Genomic DNA, 14,915 nt, shown 5'->3' on the forward strand with positions numbered 1-14,915 from the left:
GTTTCGGCGGCAAAGCTCACTGATGACCCGGCAGGCGCAGCAGCAGCCGAGCGCCACCCAGCGGGCTTTCCTCTAAAGAGGCTGTGCCGCCATGCAATTCGGCCTGCTGTGCGACCAGCGCCAGGCCGAGCCCCGAGCCCGACACCGACGCCGTCGATCCGCGAGAAAACCGTTCGAACACGACCGAGCGCTCCTCCTCGGGGATGCCGACGCCGTCGTCGTCGATCGCGATCTCCACGCCCGCTCGTGAACTGACCGCCGACAGTTGAACCCGCGTGGCTCCACCATGCTTCACGGCGTTGGCGATCGCGTTGTCGACCGCCAACCGCAGACCCGCGGGCAGGCCCACGATGATCACCGTCGGCGCAGGCACCAACGACACCTCCAGGTCGGAGTAGACGCGCATCGCGTCATGGGCGGCGCGGTCCAACAACTCCGTGATGTCGACGGGCACGTGGTCGTCGGCGGTCGACAACTCACCCTGTGCCAGGCGTTCCAGCGCGCCGAGCGTCGCCTCGATCCGCGACTGGGTGCGAATCACGTCGTTGACCACCTCTTTGCGCTGGTCCTCGGGCAGGTCGAGGGTCGACAGCACCTCGAGGTTGGTCCGCATCGCGGTCAACGGGGTGCGCAGTTCGTGGGCGGAGACGGATGCGAAATCGCGCGCCGACGCCAGCGCGGCCTTGGTCCGGTCCTGTTCCTTCCACACGCGTTCGACCAGGCCCTTGACCGCCTCGGCGATCTCGACGGCCTCGGTGGCGCCGCGCACCTCGACGTCGGGGTCCTCGTCGCCGGCATCGATCTGGCGGGTCTGTTGGGCCAGGCTCTTGAGCGGGCGCACCGCGAAAGCCGCCAGTACCCAACCGAACACCGACGCGGCGCCGACGGCGAACACGCAGATGATGATCACCCGCCGGTGCAGGTTGTTGGTGTCGGCAATCGTGGCCTCGTACGTGGCGCCGACGGCCACCGACATCGGCCCGGGGTAGTAGGGGATGTCGACGGTGCGGACGCGATAGCGCACGCCGTCGACGTAGGTGTCGGCGTATCCGGGTTCGAGTTGGGGGAGTACGACGTCGGAGTTGGACGTCACCTCGTCGCCGCGGTGCACGGTGATGACCGCGTCCTGGTTGGTCGGCGACTTCGGGATTTCGTCCAGGCCGCGGGGCAGGAACGGGATCGCGAAGCCGGCGGCCTCGTCGAGGCGGCGGTCGAGGCGTTCCTTACGGTCGTTGGTGATGCCGACCCAGACCACCGTTCCCACGATGATGACGACGATCGCCGCGCCGATCGCGGTGGCGAGCGCGACGCGGGTGCGCAGCGACGGGGTTCGGCGGAAGATCCGCGACAGCACGCTCATCACTGCGTCCGCAGGACGAACCCCACTCCGCGAACGGTGTGCAGCAGCCGGGGAGCGCCGCCTGCCTCGAGCTTGCGGCGCAGGTAGCCGATGAAGACGTCGACCACGTTGGTGTCGGCGGCGAAGTCGTAGCCCCAGACGAGCTCGAGTAGCTGTGCGCGTGACAGCACGGCGGTCTTGTGCTCGGCCAGCACCGCAAGCAGGTCGAATTCGCGTTTGGTCAGGTCGACGTCGACACCGTTGACGCGCGCGCGCCGGCCGGGGATGTCGACTTCCAAAGGTCCGACCTGAATGGTTTCCGAGGAGAAGGTCGCGGTGGACCCGCGCCTGCGCAGCAGCGCCTTCACCCGGGCGACCAGTTCCTGCAACACGAACGGTTTGACCAGGTAGTCGTCGGCCCCGGCTTCCAGACCGGCGACCCGGTCGTCGACCGAGCTGCGCGCCGAGAGCACGCAGACCGGCACGTCGTTGTCCATCGCGCGCAACGCCGTGACCACGCTGACTCCGTCGAGCACGGGCATGTTGATGTCCAGGACGATCGCGTCGGGCCGGGTCTCGGTCGCGCTGCGCAGTGCCTCGGCGCCGTCGACCGCGGTGGACACATCGAATCCGGACAGCCGCAATCCGCGCTCCAGTGAGGCCAGCACATCGGGATCGTCGTCGACCACGAGAACCCGGGGTGAGCCTGCGCCACTATCCATACAGCCAATATTGCCTGAAGTCCTCGTCGGATCGCGGGAAGCCGAGCGGACGGGAGCTGCGCCACCGCGCTGATGATGCGGAGCTCAATCGCGACGCCTCGCCGCCCCGACTGATGGCGGCGCGCGTCATCGCCTCGGATGCCGATTCGACATCTGGCGCACTCCCCGGCGATGAACGGTTTGCCGCACTCTTTTCCAATCTTTGCTGAGGCGGCCGGAGATTGCTATGGCGGCAAGCCGGTGCGCTGTGCTGGGAGCTCAGCGGTTCTGGGTTATCACCACATTGCCGCTCGTCGAACGGGCGGTCACCTCGGCGGCGTTCAGGTCGGTGGTTTGGGGCACAGTCACGACCACATTGCCGCGGGGTCCCGCGGACCCGCTTATGCGATACGGTGCTGGACCAGGCAATCCCAGAGTCACCTGGCCTGAGCCGATCGCTTCGGTGATGCGCGGAACTGCGCGAAATTCCACTGAGATGCGGCCGGATTGGGTTATCGCCCTGAATGATTCGGTGACCGCGATCCGTGTTCCAGTGTTGATATCTCCGTTTCGAATCGCGATATCAATCAAGCGTGCCGAACCGCTGAGCGTGACGGTGCCGGTATCGGTTTTGGCAATCAGTTGATCGACATCTGCCTCGCTCGTGATCGAACCGGTTCGGTGAGTGACCGTCACGCGCAGTTCTCTCGCGACGTCTGGCGGAAGGATGACCTTGATTTCCCGGGTGTCTGCGCCAATGGAGAAAGGGAATCCAGATCCGCTGCCGCCGAGAGCGACCCGGCTGCCAGAGGCATCATTCGCAATTGTCAATCGCGTGTCAGCGGCCCTCGTGAGTACGCGTAGATGCACGCGTGGCCGGTCGGCGTCGGCGTCGGTAATGAGGCGAACGCCCATTGGAACGTCACCCGTGTCGATGGTCAATGTCCGAAGGCCGGTCGGCAACTCGTGTGAATCGGTGACGACCCGACTGGCGCCGAGCCCGACCGCGAGCGTCCCCAAGCCGCCGACCGCAATGAACGCCACCAAAGCCGCGATAAGGACGAGTACCGCGCGCATCGCGGAGCGGCGCCCGCCCGCCCTCAGGGGCGGGCGGGGAGCCGACACATGGGGGTCTGCCATCGCTTAGGCCGGCGCGAAGGGTGGTATCTCCGTCCGACGCGGATGCTGGACGTAGCTGCTCCGGTCCACCGAGGTGGCGGCTCGCTTCAGTGTCAGCACAGCGTCGGTCTTGGTGGTGTGTGCATCATCGTTGTAAGCCTGCAGGCTCAACCACCCCGGCACATCGACGGCGTTGGCGATCTGCAGGAGAAGCCTCTCCAAGCGATCGATCTGTGCCTGCGCGGCGTGGGGCATCGCGGACTGCCAGTAGCCTGCCGCCACTCGTAGCGCCCCACCGAGACAGAAGCTGCACGGCCTTGCGCCGGGTTCGGTTCGTACGACATAGCCGCCTCCACCAACGTGCTCGGCGCGCTTCCGTACCCATCCGTCTGGAACGGCCGGGGTCGGGTGCACCTCACATCCCTCGGCGTCCCGGCAGTAGGTGCCTTGCGTCCACCCGCCTTCAACCTCGATGAGTGCCAAAGCGTCCTCGATAACCTCTCGGTCTGTCTTCATCGTGAGCCGATGATCGGCTGACGTCACTATCGTCGTCACGGTTTCTATCCCTTCTTGTTAAGACTCGAGGTAGCGCAGAACCGCAAGGACACGGCGGTTTCCGGTGTCGTCGGGCGCAAGCCCCAATTTCGTGAAGATGGAGGCGATGTGCTTCTCCGCGGAACCTGTCGAAATGTGCAGGGTCGCGGCGATGGCAGAGTTCGTCCTACCTTCGGCCATCAGTTGCAGGACGTCGCGTTCGCGAGGGGTTAGCTGATCCAGCGCGCTCCGGCGATGCGATCGCGCGAGGATCTGGGACACGACCTCTGGGTCGAGGAGAGTTCCACCGCCGCCCACGACGGACACTGCGTCCAGGAACGCCGGTACGTCAGCAACGCGGTCCTTGAGCAGGTAGCCGAAGCCGCGGGTGTCCGAGGTGATCAGCTCGGAGGCATAACGCTCCTCGACGTAGTGCGACAAGACCAATACGGGCGACTCTGGATTTTGGCTTCGCAGCTGCGCGGCGGCGCGAATTCCCTCATCGGTGAACGTAGGAGGCATCCTGACATCGACGATCACAAGATCCGGCTTTTCGTCGTTGACCAGGCCGAGCAGATTCGACGCATCAGTCACACTCGCTACCACCTCATGGCCGGCATCGACGAGTATGCGTTCGACACCTGCGCGCAACAACGCAGAATCCTCGGCGATCACGATGCGCATGGCAGCACCGCCGTGACAGTCGTGGACCCGGTGACCGGACTGGAAACCGTGAATGTGCCACGGACCGCGCGCACTCGATCGGCCAGACCACGTAAACCGGTTGCGGTTGCGCTGTCCGTGATTTGCGCGCCGCCGCGGCCGTCGTCGAACACCGAGACGTGGAGCTTGTCTTCGATCTCGTCGAGGCGCACCGTCACGATGGCCCGCGAAGCATGTGCGTGCCTGGCGACATTGGTGAGGGACTCGGCGACAACGAAGTACGCGACAGTTTCGGTCTCCTCTGGAATACGCCGCGGTAGGTCAATATCCAGCGTTGTCGGAACGGCGGCTCGATGTACCACCGCTGAGAGCGCGGCGTCCAGCCCTCGGTCGGAAAGGATCGTCGGGGCGATACCACGCACGACGTTGCGGAGTTCCAGCATCGCGTTTTTCGCGTCATCCTGGGCCTCTGCGATCAACGCCTTGGCAGCAGACGGGTCGTTGTCGAACTTGGTCTGTGCGAGGCCGATCGTCATCGCCAGCGAGACGAGGCGTGGCTGCACACTGTCGTGCAGGTCGCGCTCGATTCGGCGTCGCTCGGCGTGCGCCGATGAGACCGCTCCCATTCTGGCATCGGCGAGGGCGTTGACCTCGTCTTGCAACATCGTGGTTGGCGACGACGAGAGCAGCCAGCGGTCGAGTTGGGCGTCGAGGATGGGCGCAAAGACCACAATCGCTGCGGCGACCGCCAACGCGACCACGGCCAGCGGCCACGCCAGCGCCGGGGACAGGGAGTACAGGCCGGCGTCGTCGTCACTGTGACTGACGGCGATAGCCGCTGCCGGTGCCAGAAATCCGAACGCCAACAGTACGAATGCCAGGCCACCGGCGAGTAAGTCGTAGACCATCCGGAGAAGGTGATGCGCGCAGCCCTTCCAGAACTGAGCACTGCTGAGATCGAGCCACAATTGGTGGGCCCAGCGCTCAAAGCCCTTGTAAGGGGACCATTTTCGCGGCGGTGCGGGGATATTCATGCCGAATACGGCTTCGCTTCGCAGACGCTCCAGCCACTGCGCGCCGCGCATCAGATACACGAATGCGACCACGGCGACCAAAAGCCCGACCACCGATGGAATTGTCGCGATACCGACCAGCACGAGCATGCTCGGTAACCACAGCCAAACGATGGCGAGCACCGCGCCTACGATCAGCGACGCGCTGGGTAGGATACCGATCCGCCGACGCGCTGTTGGCGAGGTCGTATCAGCCGGGACCGGCTTGACCTCTGGATTCATGACTGTGACCACACCATCAACGTACGGAACGCCGAGGTGGGCCGAAACGGCGTTGACCCGACCAATTAGGGGGGGTTAACCCCCACATCGCCTCGCTGTGAGCGCACCGCAGCTGCCCTCCACCTTACGCCGGGAGGATAACCCGGCACGTCGCCGTAGTACCGTCCAATCGTGCTCGATTTGGCCTACGAAGACCGCGGCGACGGAGATCCGGTCCTGTTCATCACGGGTCAAGGTGGCCTCGGACGCACATGGGATATCCATCAGGTGCCGGCGTTCCGTGCAGCGGGTTACCGCGTCATCACATTCGATAACAGGGGGGTCGGCGCAACCGCAAATGCCGAGGGATTCACGACGGCGACCATGGTTGCCGACACCGCGAATCTGATTGAGAAGCTGAGTATTGCCCCCGTTCGGATCGTGGCCACCTCGATGGGCTCGTATATCGCCCAAGAACTGATGCTTGCCCGGCCCGATCTGGTGACTGAGGCAGCATTGATGGCCACGCGCGGACGTCACGACCGGGCGCGCGAGTTTTTCCGCGTGGCCGAACGCGAATTCGTCGATGCCGGTATAGAGCTTCCGCCCCGTTACGCGGCGAAACTGCGCTTACTCGAGAACTTCTCGCCGAAGACCTTGAACGACGACAGAATCGTTGGCGACTGGATCGATACCTTCACGATGTGGCCGACGAAGCCGACTCCCGGGGTTCGCGCCCAGTATGGGGTGGCGCCAGAAACCGATCGATTGCGTGTCTACAGGGTGATCACGACGCCGGTGCTGGTACTGGGATTCGCCGACGACCTCGTGATGCCGCCGTATTTGGGCGCCGAGGTGGCCGCCGCTTTCCCGAACGGACGGTACCTCGAAATCGCGGACGCCGGCCACCTGGGCTTTCTCGAGCGCCCCGAGGTGGTGAACTCGGCGATTCTGGACTTTTTCGCCGACGCTGGTCGGTGAGGCTCGAGCGGCTGGAACGCCAGACGCGGCCATGACTGCCAGCAGCCGTCACGCGCAAACGCGTAGTCCCGCAACCGATCACACTGATCGTCCGCTAAGTCGGAGGGCGCCAGATCGGTCGGCCCCCCATCTGGCCCTTCGTCAGAGTGCTGAACAAAGCGTGACCGGCGTAGCGCGGTTCCTCGAATTCGCTTCCGCATCAGACCGGCGGGAGGTACAGTCCGCAGCGCTCGCAAACGGCTGTGATGCGACTTGTCGGCCGGGGCGCAACCTGGATACCGTGCGGGAGCGCTGAAGGCGATGGATTACGATCGCGTATCGCGTTGGGAACGGGGAGATTGTGGAGGCCGACGGCATGCTTTACTCATCGAGATCGGGTTTTGCTCCCCGAGGCGCTTCAAGTTTGCCGTGACTCCGACACGGCGAGCGTGGGATCTTCCGGGTAATCCCAGGGTCGCCGTCTGGCGTGTCGCGGCAATGTGTAGTTGCATGTTCGAGCGGCTGGTAGCGACGGACATGGAGACGGACGGAGGGGATTCGCGATTTTCAGGATCTTTAAGAGGTTGTGGATCCCGCTGCTCATTCTCGTGGTGATTGTTGCGGGAGGTTTCACCGTGTCGCGGCTGCGTACGGTTTTCGGCTCAGAAAACCGTCCTTCGTACGCCGAGACCGCAATCGAGGAGCAAGAGCCATACACCACCAAAGAGCTGGTCTATGAGGTGTTCGGACCTCCCGGAACGACGGCGAACATCAGTTACTTTGATCCCGACGCCGAGCCTCAGTATGTCGAGGGAGTAAGTCTGCCCTGGTCGGCGACGTACGATCTCTCGGGCGCGGCGATCGTAGGCAACCTGGTCACGCAGGGCGACGGCGGCAGCATCGGCTGCCGCATCATCGTGGACGGAGAGGTCAAAGCGGAGCGGACCAGCCAAGGAGTGAATGCATTCACTTATTGCCTGGTGAAGGCCGCATGAAATGACGATCGCTCCGGTACGCCGCAAACCGCCATTCGTCGCACGGTGGATCTACCGGCTTGCGCCGGCCGTCATTCTCGGCTGGATCGCGATTGCCGTGATTCTCAGCACCGGCATCCCGTCGCTGGAACAAGTCGAGCGTGAAAACGCGATAACACTCACGCCGAATGACGCCCCGTCCTTCAGAGCTATGCAGCGAATGGGCGAGCTGTATGACGAGTCGCAGTCCGACAGCGTGGCGATGATCGTCCTGGAGGGCGAGGAGCCGCTCGGCGACGAGGCGCACGTCTACTACGACGAGTTGATCCGGCAGCTTGAGGCGGATCGGCAGCACGTTGAATACGTTCGTGACTTCTGGGGGGACCCGCTGACCGCAGGCGCTGCGCAGAGCGCCGATGGTAAGGCCGTCTATGTCCAAGTAAATCTCATGGGCAACCTGGGGCAGGCGGAGTCGAACCAATCGGTTGAAGCCGTCCGGGAAATCGTCGATGGCTTACCAGCCCCGCCTGGCGTCAAGGCGTACGTCACCGGGCCGTCTGCGTTCGTCGCGGATCTGGGAACAAGCGGTAACAGGACGGTCTTCCTCGTCACCGCGACGAGCATCGCTGTGATCTTCTTGATGCTGCTGCTTCTCTATCGCTCGATAGTCACCGTCATCGTCTCATTGCTGATGGTGGGGATTCAGCTTCAGGTCGCCAGGGGATTCGTCGCCTTCCTCGGCGATATCGGGGCCGTCGACCTCACCACCTACGTGGTCAACCTGTTGGTGTCACTGGTGATCGCGGCTGGAACAGACTACGGTATTTTCTTTTTCGGGCGTTATCACGAGGCGCGTCAAGCCGGTGAGGATCGCGTCGAAGCCTTCTACACCACATATCGCAGCGTCGGTAAAGTCGTTTTGGCGTCCGGCTCGACCATCGCCGGGGCCGTTTTCTGCCTGAGTTTCACCCGTCTGCCGTACTTTCAACCATTGGGCATCCCCGGCTCAGTGGGCGTGCTGGTCGCGGTCGCCGTTGCCCTGACATTGGTACCAGCGGTAATCGCTCTGGGTAGCCGCGTGGGACTGTTTGAGCCGAAGCGAAAAGTCATCACCCGTCAATGGCGGCGAATCGGCACCGCTGTCGTTCGGTGGCCCGGCCCGATCCTCGTCGCGACATTTGCGTTGGCGCTCGTCGGGCTCCTGGCCCTACCGGGATATCGACCCAGCTACAACGATCAGGACACCATCCCCGATTACATCGATGCGAACCAGGGCTTCGAGGCCGCCAAGCGGCATTTTCCGCCCGCTCTCATGATGACGCCTGACGTAGTGATGGTCGAGTCAGATCATGACATGCGCAATCCCGCCGACTTCCTGGTGCTGAATAAGCTCGCCAAGGGAATTTTGGAGGTCCCCGGCGTTGCTCGTGTCCAGGGTCCGACGCGGCCCTCAGGAGAGCCCCTCGAGCACACGACTATTCCGTACATGCTGAGCATGAACCAGGCGAGCCAGATGCAAATGCTGCCATTCCAGAAGGCCCGCATGGACGACATGCTCAAGCAGGCCGAGGAAATGACCAAAACGATAGCGTTGATGAACCGCATGTTTGCCCTGATGACAGAGCTCAACGCTACTACTCACCGCATGATTGCTACCACGCACGAGCTCGAAGAGATCACGAACGAGATGCGGGACAACATTGCAAATTTCGACGATTTCTTCAGGCCCATTCGCAATTACTTTTACTGGGAACCGCACTGCTTCAACATCCCCATTTGCTGGGCGATCAGGTCGGTATTCGACGTGATCGACGGCCTCGACGAGATCACCGTCACGATGCGCGAACTCGTCACCAATCTTGATCAGCTCGATTTGCTGATGCCCCAGCTGCTCGCACAGTTCCCGCCGATGATCGCGACGATGGAGAGCACGCGGACGATGATGCTGACGATGCACAGCACCATGTCCGGAACGATATCTCTTATGGAGGAGGGCAGCGAGAACGCCACCGCCATGGGCAAGGCTTTCGACGCGGCCAAAAATGACGACTCCTTCTACCTCCCGCCGGACATATTCAAGAACAAAGATTTCAAGAAAGTCATGGATGTTTTCTTGACGCCGGACGGTAAGGCGGCGCGGATGCTCATCACGCAGCGGGACGACCCTGCGTCACCGGAGGGCATCTCGCGGGTGGAGCCGATAAAAACGGCTGCCGAGGAGGCGCTGAAAGGAACGCCGTTAGAAAGCGCCAAAATCTCTATGGGGGGCACCGCGGCGCTCTCCAAGGATCTGGTCGAGGGTTCGACATACGACCTGTTGATTGCGGGTGTGGCGGCTCTATGCCTCGTTTTCATCATCATGCTGATCATGACTCGGAGCTTTGTTGCGGCCTTGACCATCGTCGGCACCGTCGCGATGTCGCTCGGTACGGCGTTCGGGCTATCCGTCCTTATCTGGCAGCACATCCTCGGCATCCAAATCCACTGGGTGGTCCTCGCGATGTCGGTGATCGTCCTCTTGGCTGTCGGTTCCGATTACAACCTTCTACTGGTCTCCCGGATAAAGGAGGAAATAGGCGCCGGGTTGAACACCGGCATCATCCGGGCGATGGCCGGTACCGGCCGAGTGGTGACCGCCGCAGGACTGGTGTTCGCATTCACGATGTTCGCAATGTTGGTCAGCGATCTCCGAACGTTAGGCCAAGTGGGCTCCACCATTGGGATCGGTTTGCTCTTCGATACGTTGATCGTGCGTGCGCTGATGACACCGTCGATCGCTGCGCTGCTTGGACGCTGGTTCTGGTGGCCGCGCCGTGTACGCCCCCGACCATCCAGTCAAATGCTTCGGCCTTTCGGGACTCGTCCATTGGTACGTTCCCTGCTGCTGAAGCAGGACCGTTAGGGCTGGTGACCGTGAACGATCCGTCTTTGCGCGTGTCGAAGGCAGTATGAGCGACCCGCATACCGCCAACAGACCGCCGTTCATCGCGCGAGCGGTTTACCTACTCTCGGTGCCGATCATCGTTGTCTGGTTGGCGATCACTGCGTACCTGTTCTTCGGGATCCCTTCGCTCGAGCAGGTCGGCAAGGAACGCTCCGTCTCACAGGTTCCTGAAGACGCCCCGTCGTACCAAGCGATGAGGCATATGGGCGAGGTGTTCAAGGAATCCGATTCTGACAGCTTCGCGATGATCGTCCTGGAGAGCGACAAACCGCTCGGGCCCGACGCGCATGCTTACTACGACGAGTTGATCCGCCAATTGCGCGATGACCCGGAGCATGTGAACCATGTACAGGATTTCTGGGCGGATCCCCTAACGGCCCCTGGCGCGGAGAGTAGTGACGGCAAGGCCGCCTACGTTCAGGTCAATCTCGCCGGTGATCAGGGCGAGGCGCTGGCAAACGAATCCGTTCGGGCAGTCCGAGACATCGTCGATGGAGTGCCCACGCCGCCGGGCGTCGCCGCCTTCGTGACGGGTCCCGCGCCGTTGGTGGCCGACATGAACAGGGCCGGCGACGACTCCATTCTCAAGATCACCATAGTAACCCTCGTGGTGATCCTGGTGATGCTGCTTTTCGTCTACCGATCGATCATCACAGTCTTCTTCGTGCTGCTCAGCATGGGTATCCAGGTGCAGGTGGCCAGGGGGGTCGTCGCACTCTTGGCCATGCACGAGATAATGGATCTTTCAACGTTCGCCGTCAGCCTATTGGTGTCGCTCGGCATCGCGGCGGGCACGGATTACGGGATCTTCTTTTTCGGGCGATACCACGAGGCGCGCCAGGCCGGTGAGGACCCGGAGACCGCCTTCTACACCACCTACCGCAGCGTCACCAAAGTCGTATTGGGTTCCGGCCTGACCATCGCCGGCGCGATCTACTGCCTGAGCTTTACCCGTCTGCCGTATTTCGAGACGCTGGGCGTCCCCGGGGCGGTGGGCATGCTCATGGTGGTCGCCGTGGCTGTCACGCTCGTTCCGGCAGTGATCGCAGTGGGTGGCAGGTTAGGGCTGTTCGAGCCCAAGCGCAAGATCGCCGTTCGACGGTGGCGACGGTTGGGCACGGCTATCGTCCGATGGCCAGGCCCCATTTTGGCTGCGACTTGTGCCGTAGCGCTTGTGGGTCTGCTGGCGCTTCCGGCATATCGGAGCAGCTTCAACGACCGCGAGTATGTGCCGCAGGACATTCCCGCCAATCTCGGTTATGCAGCCGCTGAGCGGCACTTTCCGCAATCCCGGATGATGCCCGAGATCCTGATGATCGAGGCAGACCACGATATGCGTAATCCCGCGGATTTCCTGGTTCTGCACAAACTCGCCAAGAACGTGTTCGCCGTGCCTGGAATTGCGCGGGTACAGGGTATAACGCGGCCCGAGGGGACCCCGATCGAACGAACTTCGATCCCCTTTTTGATCAGCATTCAGATGGCCAGTCAAAAGCAGATGTTGCCATTTCAGCAAGCCCGAATGGATGGCTTGCTGAAGCAAGCTGACGATATGAGCAAGATGATCGCATTGATGCAGCGGAACTATGAACTGACGCGGCAACTTTACGAGATCACCCACCGCATGAACGGCCTTACTCACGAGATGGAAGATACGTTGAATGAGTTGCGAGACAACATCGCCGATTTCGACGATTTCTTTCGGCCGCTTCGTAATTACTTGTACTGGGAGCCGCACTGTTTCAACATCCCCATCTGCTGGGCGATCAGATCCATATTCGACACTCTCGATGGCGCCGATAGAGTCAGCCTAAAATTGCGTCAGCTGGTCACCGAAATGGATCACCTGGATCAGCTCATGCCGCAATTGCTGGCCGTGATGCCCGAGATGGTCGAGTCGATGAAAACGATGCGGATGATGGTTTTGACCATGCATAGCACCATGTCGGGATTCCTCAATCAAATGGAGGAATCGACTGAGGATGTGACCGCGATGGGCAGGGCTTTCGACGCCGCCAAGAACGATGACTCCTTCTTCCTGCCTCCCGAAGTCTTTGAAAACGAGGACTTCAAACGCGCCATGAATCTCTTCTTCTCACCGGACGGCAAAGCGATGCGTCTGATGATCTCGCATCGCGACGAGCCCGGGACACCGGAGGCACTCGCACGCGTCGATGCCATAAGAGTCGCTGCCGAGGAGGCGCTCAAGACGACACCACTCAAGAATGCGCAGATCTACCTCGGCGGAACTGCGGCGACGTATAAGGATATGCAAGACGGCGCTACCTTCGATCTCTTGATTGCGGGCGTAGCGGCGCTGTGTCTCATTTTCGCCATCATGCTCATCATCACGCGAAGCCTTATGGCCGCACTTGTCATCGTGGGGACCGTCGCGCTTTCGCTCGGCGCGTCCTTCGGAATCTCGGTTCTTATCTGGCAGCACATTCTCGGAATCGAATTGCACTGGCTTGTGCTCGCGATGTCGGTGATCATCCTCTTGGCGGTGGGGTCGGATTACAACCTTCTGCTGGTATCGCGGATGAAAGAGGAGATAGGCGCCGGGTTGAACACCGGCATCATTCGGGCGATGGGCGGCACAGGGAAGGTTGTGACGTCCGCGGGCATGGTGTTCGCTTTCACGATGATGTCCATGGTCGTCAGCGATCTTCGCATCATCGGCCAAGTGGGTACCACCATTGGGGTCGGTCTTCTGTTCGATACCTTGGTGGTCCGCGCCTTCATGACACCGTCGATCGCAGCGCTCCTGGGGCGGTGGTTTTGGTGGCCGCAGAGGGTGCGACCCCGGCCTGCAAGCCGAATGCTCGAGCCGTATGGTCCTCGCCCCCTAGTTCGTGCGCTGCTCGGTGAACAGCGGTAGGCAAGCCAGACCACACGCGCTCGCGCTTGCTGACTCGCTGTTTCGGTTGTCGGTGAACTGGTATCGTCGGCCGAGCAGCAAATGGATAATTTGACCAACAAGATCTGGCCAGCGTCTACGGCGGACCAGTCTTGGCGTCGGCATCCGACAGTGCATGAGGGGGCATGGGGACTTGGCTTGAGCGCGCCGATCTCAGGGTAATGAAACGTTCAGAGGCGGCCGAACGATCAAACGCAGTGGAATCTGGATCCATCCGAACGAGAGGTACACACATGATCAAACTGACGATGACCCGAGTGGCCGTTGGCATAGCGGGTCTGGCGTTGTCGGTGACCGCCGGTGCCGGCGTCGCGTCGGCAACTCCTGACCTCGGTCCGGCTGTCAACACCACGTGCACCTACCCGCAACTCATGGCGGCGTTGAACGCGGCAGATCCAGTAGCCGCATCTGTCTTCAATTCCAATAACGCAATGAAGGCCGGGCTGCAACAATTCTTAGCCGCCCCACCGGATACGCGTCAGCGGATGGCACAGCAAATCGCGGCATCGCCGGAGAATCAGCCGTACATCGGCCTCTACCAAACAGTCTTCAACACCTGTAACAACTTCTAGGTCACCTGGGCGACGAGCTTCGATTCAGGCCTGACCGGACGGGCAGCAGGGCGAGTGTGGCTCTTTGGTGGAACTGTTCGTTTTGTGCTAGGCATCGAAATCGAATGATCTAGTTCCGCCAGCGTGCGGGCTGACACACCTAATCAATGTGGCGTGTCAGTCCGCACGCTGTGTTTTCCCGCCGACTTCTTTGCGAGCCAATCGTGGCGGATCCTGCCAGTCGTTTGCCCATACAACGGCTCCGCACTTCCTGTGGGCCTGTGCTTTCGCAGGCAAGTATTCGCTCGCGCTACTGACACATGTGCATAATTTGCTGGCCTACGACCACCTTGGCCGGCGTGCGGGGTCGGTCGACAGACCAAGCGAGCGACGCGAAAGCTGGGCCGAGGCTTTCACACTCCGGTTTGTCCGATTGTAAAGGCCCCTAACGGCATCAGCTTTGTGGGCGACGATCGCTCTTGGGCCAAGCGCGGACATCGGCGGTCGCTCACGCGGTCGGTCACCGCAGCGCAGCTCTATCTTTCGTTGGCGGCTTCACGTCAGCGTTTGCTGAAACGCACCGCACCAGCGAAGACGTGGTCCCGAGAAAAACTTTGCCAAATGCCTGAACACGACGGCTCTCTTAAGTATGGTTTGGTGCGGTCGCACCCATTAAACGACGCGGTCAGGAGGACTGTGAGTACCAATCCATTCGACGACGACAATGGCACCTTCTTCGTATTGGTCAATGAAGAGGAACAACACAGCCTGTGGCCGACTTTCGCCGATGTTCCAGCGGGCTGGCGCGTCGTTTACGGAGAAGCGGATCGCGCGTCGTGTCTCGACTACATCGAACAGAACTGGCCCGACATCAGGCCCAAGAGCCTTCGCGACAGGCTCGCACAGGCCCGAAGTACTGAAGCCTAGACCGACTGGTTT

Annotated in this window: 13 protein-coding genes; 7 read left to right on the top strand and 6 right to left on the bottom strand. The window is 61.7% G+C overall.

Annotation, left to right across the window (positions count from 1 at the left end):
* Positions 1-16: 16 nt before the first annotated feature.
* Together CEX88_RS23145 and prrA are read right to left on the bottom strand one after the other, a co-directional pair.
* Complete coding sequence (locus CEX88_RS23145) at positions 17-1,360, bottom strand: HAMP domain-containing sensor histidine kinase (protein WP_094295295.1); 1,344 nt, start codon at positions 1,358-1,360, stop codon at positions 17-19.
* On the bottom strand, positions 1,360-2,070 hold the full coding sequence (prrA, locus tag CEX88_RS23150) for a two-component system response regulator PrrA (protein ID WP_197696891.1): 711 nt from the start codon (positions 2,068-2,070) through the stop codon (positions 1,360-1,362). Before prrA ends, CEX88_RS23145 begins: the two co-directional genes overlap by 1 nt.
* Here prrA and CEX88_RS25950 point away from each other — a divergent pair.
* Positions 2,040-2,270 carry a hypothetical protein gene (locus CEX88_RS25950; protein WP_126315814.1) on the top strand — a complete coding sequence of 77 codons (231 nt, stop codon included), beginning with the start codon at positions 2,040-2,042 and terminating at the stop codon, positions 2,268-2,270. The two genes, prrA and CEX88_RS25950, sit on opposite strands and share 31 nt — an antisense overlap.
* 49 nt (positions 2,271-2,319) lie before the next feature.
* Here the strand turns inward: CEX88_RS25950 and CEX88_RS23155 are convergent, their stop codons facing one another.
* The 4 genes from CEX88_RS23155 to CEX88_RS23170 all read right to left on the bottom strand — a co-directional run bounded on the left by CEX88_RS23155 (position 2,320) and on the right by CEX88_RS23170 (position 5,651).
* Complete coding sequence (locus CEX88_RS23155; protein WP_094295296.1) at positions 2,320-3,084, bottom strand: hypothetical protein; 765 nt, start codon at positions 3,082-3,084, stop codon at positions 2,320-2,322.
* 99 nt (positions 3,085-3,183) lie between these two features.
* On the bottom strand, positions 3,184-3,675 hold the full coding sequence (locus CEX88_RS23160) for a DUF6197 family protein (protein WP_094295297.1): 492 nt from the start codon (positions 3,673-3,675) through the stop codon (positions 3,184-3,186).
* Between the two features lie 57 nt (positions 3,676-3,732).
* On the bottom strand, positions 3,733-4,377 hold the full coding sequence (locus CEX88_RS23165; protein WP_066848564.1) for a response regulator: 645 nt from the start codon (positions 4,375-4,377) through the stop codon (positions 3,733-3,735).
* Positions 4,365-5,651: a sensor histidine kinase gene (locus tag CEX88_RS23170; RefSeq protein ID WP_066848561.1), complete on the bottom strand. Its 1,287-nt coding sequence runs from the start codon at positions 5,649-5,651 to the stop codon at positions 4,365-4,367. The genes CEX88_RS23165 and CEX88_RS23170 overlap by 13 nt, the downstream gene beginning before the upstream one ends.
* Before the next feature lie 171 nt (positions 5,652-5,822).
* Between CEX88_RS23170 and CEX88_RS23175 the strand changes: the two genes are divergently transcribed.
* The 6 genes from CEX88_RS23175 (at position 5,823) to CEX88_RS23200 (ending at position 14,903) form a co-directional block, all read left to right on the top strand.
* Complete coding sequence (locus CEX88_RS23175) at positions 5,823-6,611, top strand: alpha/beta fold hydrolase (protein WP_066848558.1); 789 nt, start codon at positions 5,823-5,825, stop codon at positions 6,609-6,611.
* A 551-nt stretch (positions 6,612-7,162) separates the two neighbouring features.
* A complete protein-coding gene (locus CEX88_RS23180; protein ID WP_066848586.1) occupies positions 7,163-7,585 on the top strand; it encodes an MmpS family transport accessory protein in 423 nt (140 codons plus the stop codon).
* A gap of 1 nt (position 7,586) precedes the next feature.
* The gene (locus CEX88_RS23185; protein WP_094295298.1) at positions 7,587-10,466 is read left to right on the top strand and encodes an MMPL/RND family transporter; all 2,880 of its coding nucleotides are present in this window, start codon (positions 7,587-7,589) and stop codon (positions 10,464-10,466) included.
* Between the two features lie 46 nt (positions 10,467-10,512).
* On the top strand, positions 10,513-13,386 hold the full coding sequence (locus CEX88_RS23190) for an MMPL/RND family transporter (RefSeq protein WP_094295299.1): 2,874 nt from the start codon (positions 10,513-10,515) through the stop codon (positions 13,384-13,386).
* A 272-nt stretch (positions 13,387-13,658) separates the two neighbouring features.
* Positions 13,659-13,997 (top strand): hemophore-related protein, encoded by a 339-nt coding sequence (locus CEX88_RS23195; protein WP_094295300.1) that lies wholly within the window; start codon positions 13,659-13,661, stop codon positions 13,995-13,997.
* Positions 13,998-14,672: 675 nt separating this feature from the next.
* Positions 14,673-14,903 (top strand): MbtH family protein, encoded by a 231-nt coding sequence (locus CEX88_RS23200; protein WP_066848546.1) that lies wholly within the window; start codon positions 14,673-14,675, stop codon positions 14,901-14,903.
* Positions 14,904-14,915: the final 12 nt, after the last annotated feature.

Origin of the sequence: Mycobacterium neumannii (assembly GCF_002245615.1) — a bacterium.
GTDB classification, from domain to species: domain Bacteria; phylum Actinomycetota; class Actinomycetes; order Mycobacteriales; family Mycobacteriaceae; genus Mycobacterium; species Mycobacterium neumannii_A.

Bases quoted from the DNA above. Each gene is read 5' to 3' on its own strand.
- CEX88_RS23145 (WP_094295295.1), bottom strand. From the start codon at position 1,360: ATGAGCGTGCTGTCGCGGATCTTCCGCCGAACCCCGTCGCTGCGCACC.
- CEX88_RS23160 (WP_094295297.1), bottom strand. From the start codon at position 3,675: ATGAAGACAGACCGAGAGGTTATCGAGGACGCTTTGGCACTCATCGAG.
- CEX88_RS23165 (WP_066848564.1), bottom strand. From the start codon at position 4,377: ATGCGCATCGTGATCGCCGAGGATTCTGCGTTGTTGCGCGCAGGTGTC.
- CEX88_RS23170 (WP_066848561.1), bottom strand. From the start codon at position 5,651: ATGAATCCAGAGGTCAAGCCGGTCCCGGCTGATACGACCTCGCCAACA.
- CEX88_RS23185 (WP_094295298.1), top strand. From the start codon at position 7,587: ATGACGATCGCTCCGGTACGCCGCAAACCGCCATTCGTCGCACGGTGG.
- CEX88_RS23190 (WP_094295299.1), top strand. From the start codon at position 10,513: ATGAGCGACCCGCATACCGCCAACAGACCGCCGTTCATCGCGCGAGCG.
- CEX88_RS23195 (WP_094295300.1), top strand. From the start codon at position 13,659: ATGATCAAACTGACGATGACCCGAGTGGCCGTTGGCATAGCGGGTCTG.